The sequence below is a fragment of the Methanosarcina sp. WH1 genome (assembly GCF_000970005.1).
In the GTDB taxonomy this organism is placed as follows: domain Archaea; phylum Halobacteriota; class Methanosarcinia; order Methanosarcinales; family Methanosarcinaceae; genus Methanosarcina.
In genome coordinates this window covers 3573598-3585405 of record NZ_CP009504.1, presented here as the reverse complement: position 1 = coordinate 3585405, position 11808 = coordinate 3573598, and the positions used below count along the sequence as shown (strand labels likewise).

Genomic DNA, 11808 nt, shown 5'->3' with positions numbered 1-11808 from the left:
TTTTTTCTTTTTTAATTAAGGTGGAAATTTGGGAACTCAGTTTTTTTTGGGAATGGGGTTACTCAGGGCTTTAGAGTTCATGCCTATTTTAAAATTTACGGGTTGTAGCTATATATGCGGCAACTGCGGTTTTTACTACTTCTCCTGGCAGGAAGGGGAGGGCTCCGAGGGTAAGTGCTGTCCAGGGTCCTATTTCGGCTATCAGCGTCAACTGGGAAACCCCAAGGGCATATATTACCAGAACACCTGCGCTCATATTAAGAGCATTGACTGCAAACCCTGATTTTCCGGCACTTTCCGCTTTTTCGGAATGTTTCCCTATAAGGTAGGCAGCCAGTATGAAACCGAAAATGTATCCTCCGGTAGGTCCGAGAAGTACTCCTATTCCGGAACTGCCTCCTGCAAAGACCGGAAGCCCTGCAACACCAAGCAGGACATATACAACCATACTCAGGCTTCCCCATTTGCTCTTTAACATGCTTCCTGCAAGCAGGACAAAGAATACCTGCAGAGTGACAGGAACAGGTGAAAAGGGTATGGGGACCTGTATATAAGCTCCTGCAGCAGTCAGGGCTGCAAAGAGGGAGGCAAAGACCATTTTCCTGAGTTCTGGAGTATGGGCGGGGTAAGAATGATCATGTATCATATGCATACTTTTTTCCTTTATTCTGAGGGTATATTAAGAGCATATGGAGCTATTGTTAACTTTCTTTTCAGTTAGCCTTTTAGGGCGATGTAATTTCCTGTAATCATATGTACATTGTTAACCCATGTGCACATAACCCATATACTCATTGTTAACCTGTAGTAGGTACATGGTTTACATTGGATTTAAAACTTTCCAGATGTCTCTATTATATACCCATGCTCGCCAACTTCTGTGCTTCGGAGCGATAATTAAATATATATCTTATGCCGGTATTATGGATACTTCACTTGAAATGCAGTTTTAGCATACTGTTGCATGCTGTATTTTCAGGAGTTACATCATGGGCGCGTGGCCTAGCCCGGATATGGCGGCAGCCTCCTAAGCTGTAAATCGGGGGTTCAAATCCCTTCGCGCCCGCTAATCTCTATCTCTTTTTGCACAATTCTATTTTATCCATTTCTCATTTTGCCTTTTTATTTTATCTGTTTTGCCTGCTGTTTTTGAAAGCTTGTTTTTGAAAGCTTGTTTTTGAAAGCCTATCTGGTGGGAAAGTTCTGTAAATTATGGATAAATTTCTTATTCAGAAATACAGTTATCTCCTAGCTGGAATACAGCAAATGTTTGTAATATCATAATTTCTATTCTGTAAATGTTTATAATACAGCATAATTTCTATTAAAATACTTAAATATCGCTTCAGAGGAAACAGGAATTGATCAGAAAAGCCAGGATAAGTGATGTTGTTGAGATGAAACAAATCATCAACACCTACTCTAAGGAGGAGCTTATGCTTGCTCGCTCCTTGAGTGAGCTGTATGAGAACATAAGGGACTATTATGTCTGTGAGATCGAAGGAAAGGTTGTTGGATGCTGTGCCTTGCATGTGGTCTGGGAAGACCTTGCAGAAATCCTTGCTCTTGCAGTTAAGCCCGATTGTGCAAGAAAAAGAATAGGCACAAAGCTTGTCTCAGCCTGTATCGAGGACGCGAAAGACCTCGGCATGAAGGAAGTTTTTGCTCTTACTTACGTGCCTGATTTTTTTGAAACCCTTGGGTTCAATATCGTGGATAAAAACAGCCTTCCCAGGAAAATCTGGTCTGGATGCATCAGGTGCCCCAAATTTCCGGACTGTAGTGAGATTGCAGTTCTTAAATCTCTCGATGCCTGATATCTTTCTGGAACCCTCAGGAGTTCTTATGTCTCAGGGTTCCTGAATCCTTTTATATTATCTTTTCCTGCCAGAGTTCAGGTGATAATACCCCGATTTTGAAACCTTTTTCAACCTGAATTTATTTAAACATGCAAAAACCAAAAGCTATTTATTCAGTAATTATGTTTTTTAGGTTGTCCTAATTATCTTGCCTGAAATATTCCGGGCATATGTTGGCGGGATGGTGTTAATGCATACGGATCGAATTGAAGAGTATTTAGAAACTATTCTTTACCTTATTACGAAAAACCGGAGCCCTGCAAAAACCAAACAAATTGCAGAAGAACTGAATGTATCTTCACCCAGTGTGACGGAAATGATCAAAAAGTTGCATTCCATGGGGTTCGTTGAGTATAAGCCCTATCAGGGGGTTGAATTTACCGATAAAGGGGCTGAAGAAGCTATCCGAATCAAGAGGAAACACCAGGTGCTTGAGACTTTCCTGGCTGATGTCCTTGATTTTGACCGGAAGGAAGCCCACAAGGAAGCCTGCGAGCTTGAGCACGCGGTATCAGACTCGGTGCTTGAGAGACTTTACGATTTTCTGGGAAATCCAGAGTACTGCCCTGACGGGCACCCAATAAATATTGATAAATGTAACTTGCAGCGTGAGGAAAGATTCATTCCTCTCGATGAAATGAAAGAGGGAAGTTCAGGTACGGTTGCCAGGGTAACCCTCCCAAGGGAGACAAAAGAGCGCTTAACCTCTCTTGGGATCCTTACAGGAGAGGATATTGAAGTCAGGCGCAAGCAAAAGCAGGGATGTATCTCAGTCATAGCTGTTGGGTCTGAGATTGCCCTTGGAAAAGATATCGCAAAGAAAATTTTCATCACCCCTAAAGGCAATAGTGCATAAAAAAAGGACAATGATGACACTTTACAGATATGTGATCAGATATGTGATAAACTAATGGAGGTATGATAGGGATTTCTAGCTCGTGCTGTACTTCTGGCAACAGAGGTCAAAAGAATTCTCCTTATGATATGACACTGGCTTTCATAGGCAACCCGAGCGTTGGAAAAAGTGTTTTTTTCAGCAGGCTTACAGGGGTCGGGGTTGAAGTTTCCAATTACCCCGGAACTACGGTTGCACTTAAAAGAGGAAGTGTAAAAGCCAGAGGCAGGACCATTGAAGTAGTTGACCTGCCTGGAATATATTCTCTTGGGGTGGCAAACGAAGACGAAAAGGTAACCAAAAAATTTCTTATTGAAGATCATCCGGATGTCATTATCAATGTTCTTGATGCAAGCAGGCTTGAGAGAAACCTCTATTTAACTTTACAATTACTGGAACTCGATATCCCTATGGTTATTGCCTTAAATCAGGTGGATCTGGCAGAAGAGCTTGGAATTCTTATTGATAAAGACAGACTTTCAGAACTCTTAGGTCTTCCTGTAGTTTCCACTGTTGCAACGTGGGGGGTAGGGCTTGATGAGGTAGTGCTCGTGGCTCTCGAAGAGAAAGACAAAGTCCAGGATCACCACAGGGTAAAGTACAGCCAGTGGATTCTCCAGGCTCTGTCCGGTCTTGACCACGCTTTTCCGGATGCCTCTCAAAGTGTCAAAATTGCAGCTCTGCTGAATGATGCCGAGTTTGTGGAACTCTGCTGCATGCCGCCTGAAGCCCATGCCATTCTCTCTTCTGCCCGGCGCTTCAGGCAGAACCTTGATATTGAGCACGGAATTTCAGTGCCGGATACCATTGCAAGAGACCTTTACGGAGAATCCGGGCATATAGTAGATAGTGTTGTCTCAATGTTCGAGCCGAAAAAAAGATTACGGGACAGGGTAGATAGAGTTCTTACTTCTCCTAACTTCGGGATTGTGGTTCTCATATCTGCCCTGCTCCTTACTTTTCTTCTTGTCTTCAGGGTAGGGGGCTTCCTTGAAGCCTGGATTGTTGATGATCTTTTTGAACCTCATGTTATCCAGCCAGTGGAAACCATGACTTTTGGCATGGCGCCTATCTTCCGAAACCTGATTATTTATACTCTGCGGGGGGTTGAAGCCGGATTTGCAATTGCAATCCCGTATATTGCAGTTTTCTATGCTATACTTTCCATATTCGAGGACTCAGGTTACCTGACCAGGGCAGCTTTTCTCCTGGACAACCTGACTCATAAGCTCGGGCTTCATGGGAGAGCTGTTATCCCTCTGGTTCTGGGGTTTGGCTGCAATGTTCCTGCAATAATGGCAGTGCATTCCCTCGGCACGCGGAGGGAAAAGAGGATAGCTTCGCTTCTGATCTCCCTTATCCCCTGCTCTGCAAGGACAGTTATAATCCTTGGACTTGTGGGGACATTTGTTGGTTTCTGGCCCGCAGTTTCTATCTATGTGCTGAATGTTTTTATTATTGCAGCGATGGGCTGGATTCTCGGAAGAGCCCTCCCAGGTCAGAGAAGCGGTTTCATTATGGAAATGACCCCTCTCAGAAAACCTGCACTGAAATCCACTATCTCGAAGACCTGGATGAAAAGCCGGGAGTTTTTATATATCGCTTTTCCGATGCTGCTGGTAGGGAGTGCCTTCCTGGGAGTTCTCGATGCCCTTGGGCTTCTTTCTATCTTCCAGGACTTTGTAGAACCCATATCTGTTGGCCTGCTGGGCCTTCCGGCGTTTGCCGCAACAGCCCTGGTTTTTGGAATTCTCAGAAAGGAAATGGCTCTCCAGATCCTTGCAGTACTTGCTGGTACAGCCAACTTCGCATCTGTAATGACTCCCCTTCAGATGTATCAGTTTGCGGTTATTACAACCATTTATGTCCCGTGTGTGGCAACGATTGCAGTACTGAAGCATGAGCTTGGAACAAAGGATACGGCTATGATCGTTACATTCACCATAATCCTCGCTCTTGTGGTAGGTGTCTTGATCCGGATTTTCGGGCCTCTTTTCCTTTAATTCCCGAATTGCGATTAGGGATCACAGAATATTGGAGATTTTCTGGGATTTGCACTGCAAGTGCAACAGTACGTGGTCCTTTCCGCTGCGCTCAAGAGGACTACTCAATGGATTTTAGCTGAGCTGCACTCAAGAGGACGAAGGCAGGCTGCCCCAGCCCTTTGTGGCGCAGGGATAAAAAAACTAAAAGATTCTTTCTTTGATTCCGGAATAAATCAACTAATTAATCAGGGGCCACCAAAAACAACCAGTTTTTTTATTTTTTATGGTTATTCTCTGGGAGATAGGTTTCTGTGCACCGAACACAATATTTATATATTAGTAAACTTGGTTCAACTCTCTCATCTGTTTTCGTGTTGTAGTTAATTATTAATACTTCATACATCGTGTTTATTTCCAATGACTCGGATTACCGATCACTTACACAAAAACGTTTTTAGTGTTATTATGGACATTTTCGAAATGGATCATTTCCGAGAGCCTGAAGTTGAAGAGGTTCAACTTTTCCTTGAAAGTACTGGAACCCATGGTTCTGTTGTTAACGAGGGTGCTCTGGATATGGACTGCAGTACCTCCCCCAAAATCCAGGTGAAACAGAATGTACTTATCAATTTCGATGAGTCTGGTCCGTCCATTAATTAACACACAATCCTAAAAATTTCCAACCCCTGTTGAAATCCAACTCTTCAACTCATTTCATTTCAGAGTTGACTTTTGGGTTTCATTCCCTATTTTGAAGAAAATCTTGGATTGAAGCTTTTATTTTGTTTATATGAGATTATTAACTGCATCCGGGGTTCTGGACTTTATCACTTCTTTTTATATTCCTCCATCCTTTGTTTCTATTGACAGAGATCACTCTTTATTCCCCCACTTTATATTTTTATGCAGGAGCTCTTTGTAATTATTTATTCTACAGTTTTGCCTATGCAATCTTCAAGAAATATATTGTCTCTATGGGATCGTTGAATTCTGGATCCGAGCATTATGTGCTTGAAAATGACACGCTTGAAAGTAGGGTATTATTAGTATTCATATAATTCTCTACAGGTATTTTTTATGAACACTGTTCCCTTTTCCAGAACATTTCCGATCTACCTCTCTTGTTTTCGGCCCATTCTGACGTTTAAATCTTCTTCCTTCGGAAATTTCATATTTTATGCAATTTCTTCTATCTTGTTATACGGTTTCTGCAGCCGTTTTCAGAAAGGTTTATAATGTTATCTTATTATAATATCATTTAAAGTTATTTCGGGTCAGCTGAATACTATCGATTACCATATATATATAGAGTAAGATTACATGTACTTTATACACATTATTTAAATTTGTATGATTGAATCAATTTAATTATATATCACACTGACGTTTCATGCTAGCAAAAAACTGCAGATATAAGGAAACTCGGGACCCGAATTTATTGTTAGAGGTATTTTCATGAGAACTGGACAGAGGGACGTGCACAATACACCGCTTAAAAGGCGACTGTCAATAACCTATGAGGAGCTCGAGACTCTCAAAAAAGCAATTAAGATTTCGGTTCTTAATGAACTGCAGACCGAAATGGATAACAGTTCCGATCTGGACTCCTTTAAGGATCAGATCCTTTCCGAAATCAGAACTGAATTGAGGGAGCTCCCTGATTCTGCATCACTCAAGGCTTCAATTATTGGTGAACTGCGAGCCGAATTCGGTTTTGGCAGAGAAAATAACTCTGTGACGGCGGACCAGCGGCTGAAGGAACTGGCAGGAATTCAGGACGGGCTTGTCAGGGAGCTGCTTGACCAGAAAATGATTATAAAACAGCTGGAAAAAGAAGTTGAAAAACTTTCCGGGGCTTTGGGTGGCATGCAAAATACTATGTCCTATTCTCCTTCCTCTCCTCTTTCTCCTCCTTCTGTTTCTCTTCCAACCCTCGAAGACCCTCTTGACCTTCCTCCCCTCTCCAGAAAACCAAAGCGTAAACTTGATTTCAGAAAAGAGAGCCCTTCCGCACACGAGCTTATTGATTTCACGGAAGCTCCTGCGTCCCTGCCAGGCACAAACGCAAAAGTTCAGCTTAAGATAAAGGAGGTTAAGCCCGAGGAGCTTGATGAACAGGAGGTCGTTGAAACAAAGTGTGAGTATATCATCGCCGAGAGTGGAGATCGAAAAAGGCTTAGAGGCAACCTGAGGCAGCAAACTCCAGTAAGAGAAGCCCCGGCGAGACCGTCGTCTCCTGCAAGCTCGCGATTTGCTATGAGGTACCAATCTCCTGTGAAGGCAGACCCTGTAAGAGCCCGACCCGATGAAGATTATAAATGTGAGTACATAATCGCCGAAAAGGCTCCAAAAAAGCGTTTTATCGATGAATCCGTGGATCTTCGGGATAATGAGGATGCGGAAATCATAACCTGCAACCGGAAAGATCCCCAGGCGTAATGAGGCGAAAAAAACGGATACTTTCTCAAAAACGCAAAACCTCAGAGGCATTCTGTGTACATAAAAGAAATCGAGTTCGTTAATTTCAAGTCCTTCGGAAAAAAAGTAAGGATTTCCTTTTACAACGACTTCACCACTATTTCCGGGCCTAATGGGAGTGGAAAGTCTAATATCATAGATGGGATCCTCTTTGCACTCGGGCTTAGCAGTTCCAGGACTATGCGGGCTGAAAAACTTACGGACCTGATCTATAATGGGAACGAGGCAAAAAAGCCTGATTTTGCCCAGGTTACTATCCGTTTTGACAATACTGACCGCAAGATGCCGTTAGATCTTGATGAGATTGAGGTCTCAAGAAAGGTCAAGCGGACAAAAAACGCGTACTACAGTTACTTTTACTTTAACGGAAAAGCCGTAAGCCTGGGAGAAATCCATTCCCAGCTTGAAAAAGCAGGGGTAACGCCTGAAGGGTACAATGTGGTAATGCAGGGAGATGTCACGCAGATAACCTCCATGTCCTCTGTAGAACGGCGGAAAATTATTGATGAAATTGCCGGGGTTGCCGAATTTGACGAACGTAAGCAAAAAGCGCTCGGGGAACTGGAAATCGTCAGGCAGCAGGTCGAACGCGTGGACATTATCCTTGAAGAGGTGCGTGTCCAGCTTGAAAAACTCTCAGGGGAACGAGACCAGGCCCTGAAGTACCAGGCTCTGAAAACTGAAAAAATTAAATTTGAAGGTTATGTCCTGCTCTCCAAGCTCAAGGATGCCAGAACCGAACTGGAAAATGTGGACAAAGAACTTACAGGGAAAGAAGAGCACCTTGAAAAAGTCCAGGTACTGCTGGACGAGAGGGTTAAGGAATTAGAAGCCCTTGAACAGGCTCTGGAAACAATTTCCCTTGAAATACGGAAAAAAGGGGAAGACGAACAGCTGCAGGTCAAAAGGGAAATTGAAGAGACAAAAGGGGAAATTTCCCGCTGCGTGGACAGCATTGAGCTTTCGGAATCCGAACTTGAAGACGCTGACGCAAAGCGCAGAAAGGCATTTGTTGATATCGACTCCACAAAGGGCAAGGTAAGGGAACTCGAAGAGAAAATAGAAACCGAAAATGTGAGAAAAGAAAGCATCTCTTCTGAGCTGTCCGAGAGAAAAACCGAGCGTATGCTGCTTCAGAGCAGGATTGCGGATGTGGATGCAAAGTTTGCAGCAACAAGAGATGAGCTCATGGCTGCCCGCAAGAAACTTGAGAACATCAAAAACGAAAAAAATGAACTTATCCGTAATGAGGACCGGCTCCTTGATACCCTCAGGAGAAAATCGTCGGAACTGCGGGAAATTGAAAACCAGATAAGGGATGCAGAAGCTGCATTTACTTCCTCTGATAGCGATACTCTTTCTGTTCAGTATGAGATTGAGAAGCTTACGGTAAACCTGGAGTCCCTCATAAAAGACCGTGACGATGTTGAGAGCAGCCATTTCAGGGTCAAGGAAGACATAAAGAAACTTGAGATCAGGCTTCATGGGCTCCAGCAGGAATATGCGATTGCCGAGGCAAGGGTCCGGGCTTCGGAACAGGGTGGTGGATATTCGAGGGCCGTGGAAATGGTAATCGGAGCTTCCCGACAGAACGAACTCTTCGGAATTTACGGAACTATTGCCCAGCTGGGGAAAGTTGACTGCAGGTATGCGGCTGCTCTTGAGATTGCTGCAGGGAACAGGATGCAAGCAGTTGTTGTAGATAATGATGGTGATGCTGCAGAGGCAATCGAATTCCTGAAGCGGAGAAAGGGCGGAAGAGCTACCTTCCTTCCGCTTAATAAAATGAGGAATTCCAGGCGGCTTGAAAGCCTCAGTTATGACAATGGTGTAATAGGGTACGCAATTGATCTTATCGAATTCGATCCAGATCTCGAACCTGCTTTCTGGTATGTTTTCCAGGATACCCTTGTTATGGAAAACCTTGCCAGTGCCCGCCGCCTCATGGGGAAGGCGAGAATGGTCACCCTTGAAGGAGAACTCCTTGAAAAGAGCGGGGCAATGGTTGGAGGCTCTCTTTCTTCAAAATCAGGGATCTCTTTTGCGGCAGCGGAAAAAGACAAACTCCTTGAGCTTGCAGGGGAGATCAAATCCCTTGACGCAAGCCGGACTGCAGCGATCAGTAAACAGGATAACATTGAAAGCCACGTTTTTGAGCTTAGCAGGAAGATCCGCGACTGTGAAGCTACTATCTCCAGAAAAGAACTCGAGCTTCAGGAAATCGCTGGCAGGGGTGCCAAACTTGCAGAGCTCCTTGAGGCAAAGCAGGCAGATCTGAGGGCAATTGAAGAGTCCAGGACAGAACTCAGGACTGAAATGGACAGGGTAATTGTGGAAAAGGCTGAAAAAGAAGGTGCAGTGGCTGAACTGGAGGTACAGGTTGCCGAAATTGAAGCAAAACTTGCTGATTCCCCTCTTCCCGAGATCAACAAAAAAGCCGAGTTTGTGGATGAGGAACTCCGGAGGCTTGACGGTAGGATCAGGGACATCGAAGCCAGCCTTAATGCCCTGCAGCTTGAAAAAGAGTATGCTGAGCAGAAGATTGCCGAAGCTAAGGCGCTGATCCGGGAACTCGATGAAAAGAAAGCTTCAAGGCGGGAAAAAGTCGAGTCTCTTCGGGCAAAAATTGCGGAACTTGAAGTGCAGCTGAAGGAAAAACAGAACCGAGAAATTGAACTTTCCGATGAACTTATAGGGCTTCAGAAAGAAAGGGAAAATGTTCAGGCTGAACACAGTGCAGTAAAGCGCAGGGTCAGTATGGCTGCAACCACCCTTGAAAAGGCAAAACAGCAGGTAGTCACGCTCACAGCTACAAAAAATGCACTTTTTGACCAGGAAAAGCAGCTGCTTGAAGAGATCCAGAGAAGGGGCATCGAAGAATCCTTAGAGGTCCCGAGTTACGAAACTGTTTACATGAGGATCCAGGCAATCGAAGAAGCCATGCGCAGGCTTGAACCTGTAAATATGAGGGCAATCGATGAGTATAACGAGGTGGAACTCAGGCTTTCGGACCTGCAGGGTAAACGCGATACTCTCTTTACCGAAAGAGAACAGCTCCTTAAACGCATTGACCAGTACGAGCAGCTTAAGCGGGACACCTTTATGGAGGCTTATACAAGCATAAATGCCAATTTCAAAGAGATTTTTTACGAACTTTCCGATGGCATGGGGGAACTCCTGCTAGAAAACCCTGAGGACCCCTTTGCCGGAGGAATGACCCTCAGGGCTCAGCCAAAAGAAAAGGCTCTCCAGCGCATAGAAGCCATGTCCGGAGGAGAAAAGAGCCTTACAGCACTTGCCTTTATTTTTGCAATCCAGCAATACCGTCCAGCTCCTTTCTATGCCTTTGACGAGATCGACATGTTCCTTGACGGCTGGAATGTGGAGAGAGTCTCAAGGCACGTTAAAATTTCAGGATCAAAGGTCCAGTTTATTATTGTTTCCTTAAGAAAACCCATGATCCAGGCTGCAAGCCGGACTATCGGGGTTACAATGCAGGAGAATAACATCACGAGTATTACCGGAGTGAAGCTTAATGGCTGAACTTATAGATAATTCGGTACTTGATATTTCCGGCCTTCTTTCCCCGGATGTTCGTGAATCCGAGGAAAAGGATTCTCTTTTTTCAGATTCCGAATTTTTCGGGCTTCCGTCCACTCTTTCATACCTCGGCGTTGATTGGGCTCTGCTCAACCTTTCAGAGTTTGATACCTCTGAGCCCCTGGGCATCCTGGTCGAACTTGCAAAGGACGGGAAGATCGATCCCTGGGATATCAACGTTGTGCAGCTAACTGACAGTTTTCTGCAGAGGGTAGAAGAGCTCCAGAAAATGGATCTGAGGATTTCCTCAAGGACGCTCCTTTATTCGGCTATTCTTCTCCGCATGAAATCTTCAGTAATTCTCAGAACGGAAGAAGAGGAAGAAGATGATTTTGACTCTGGATTTTTCGATGACGAAGGCCTCCCTGAACCTGATGAGTTTCCTATCCCAAAACTGCCTGTCCGCCGCCTTTCCACAAGACCGGTCACACTGAATGAACTTATTCTGGAGCTTAAAAAAGCCGAAAGGACGTTTTCAAGGAAAAACGAAAAGAAATCCCGTCTTGCTGCAGAAGTCCCTGATATTCCACCGGACCCCATGACTACCGGAGACGTGCTCGGGATTGCCCACGATGAGGCCATCATCTCCAGGCTGGCACTTATCTGGGCAAGGCTTGTTGAACTCTTTATGAAGCAGCCGGTTGTGGAATTTTCGGACCTCCTTCAACTGAGTGAAGACAGGATTATGGATTATCTTTCCCTTCTCTTTCTTGCATCGAGCAGAAAGATCTGGCTTTTCCAAAATGAACTTTTCGGGGAACTGTATATTTATCCCGGAGATGAATCAGGTTTTTCCACAGAGGGCAACCCGCTTCTCTTCCATCAGACAAAACAGGGCTTAACAGGAGATGTTCCAGAGCCTGAATTTTCCTCTGGAGAAAGGTTTGCAGGCTCTCCTGAAGAAATACTTTAACCCAACTGAAGAATAACCTTCAACTGAAGAATAACCTTCAACTGAAGAATAACCTTCAACTGAAGAATAACCTTCAAC

Annotated in this window: 8 protein-coding genes and 1 tRNA gene; 8 read left to right on the top strand and 1 reads right to left on the bottom strand. The window is 44.4% G+C overall.

The annotated features are described in order from the left end of the window. Nucleotides 1–88 precede the first annotated feature (88 nt). Nucleotides 89–652, bottom strand: a complete 564-nt coding sequence (locus MSWH1_RS15850; RefSeq protein ID WP_048129889.1) for a biotin transporter BioY — start codon at nucleotides 650–652, stop codon at nucleotides 89–91. Between the two features lie 339 nt (nucleotides 653–991). On the opposite strand from MSWH1_RS15850, the gene MSWH1_RS15845 reads away from it, so the two are divergent. The 8 genes from MSWH1_RS15845 to MSWH1_RS15810 all read left to right on the top strand — a co-directional run bounded on the left by MSWH1_RS15845 (nucleotide 992) and on the right by MSWH1_RS15810 (nucleotide 11730). Continuing rightward, nucleotides 992–1066, top strand: a tRNA-Arg gene (locus MSWH1_RS15845). Nucleotides 1067–1361: 295 nt separating this feature from the next. Then, a complete protein-coding gene (locus tag MSWH1_RS15840) occupies nucleotides 1362–1817 on the top strand; it encodes an N-acetyltransferase (protein ID WP_048129888.1) in 456 nt (151 codons plus the stop codon). Nucleotides 1818–2049: 232 nt separating this feature from the next. Then, nucleotides 2050–2715, top strand: coding sequence for a metal-dependent transcriptional regulator (locus MSWH1_RS15835; protein WP_048129887.1), 666 nt, complete (start codon nucleotides 2050–2052; stop codon nucleotides 2713–2715). Nucleotides 2716–2777: 62 nt separating this feature from the next. After that, nucleotides 2778–4757, top strand: a complete 1980-nt coding sequence (gene feoB, locus MSWH1_RS15830; RefSeq protein WP_048129886.1) for a ferrous iron transport protein B — start codon at nucleotides 2778–2780, stop codon at nucleotides 4755–4757. Nucleotides 4758–5204: 447 nt separating this feature from the next. Continuing rightward, nucleotides 5205–5399, top strand: coding sequence for a hypothetical protein (locus MSWH1_RS18610; protein ID WP_231591828.1), 195 nt, complete (start codon nucleotides 5205–5207; stop codon nucleotides 5397–5399). A gap of 795 nt (nucleotides 5400–6194) precedes the next feature. After that, nucleotides 6195–7178 (top strand): hypothetical protein, encoded by a 984-nt coding sequence (locus MSWH1_RS15820; protein ID WP_048129884.1) that lies wholly within the window; start codon nucleotides 6195–6197, stop codon nucleotides 7176–7178. A 54-nt stretch (nucleotides 7179–7232) separates the two neighbouring features. Continuing rightward, on the top strand, nucleotides 7233–10760 hold the full coding sequence (gene smc, locus MSWH1_RS15815; protein WP_048129883.1) for a chromosome segregation protein SMC: 3528 nt from the start codon (nucleotides 7233–7235) through the stop codon (nucleotides 10758–10760). After that, entirely contained in the window at nucleotides 10753–11730 is a 978-nt protein-coding gene (locus tag MSWH1_RS15810) for a ScpA family protein (RefSeq protein WP_048129882.1), read from the top strand. The genes smc and MSWH1_RS15810 overlap by 8 nt, the downstream gene beginning before the upstream one ends. Nucleotides 11731–11808 lie beyond the last annotated feature (78 nt).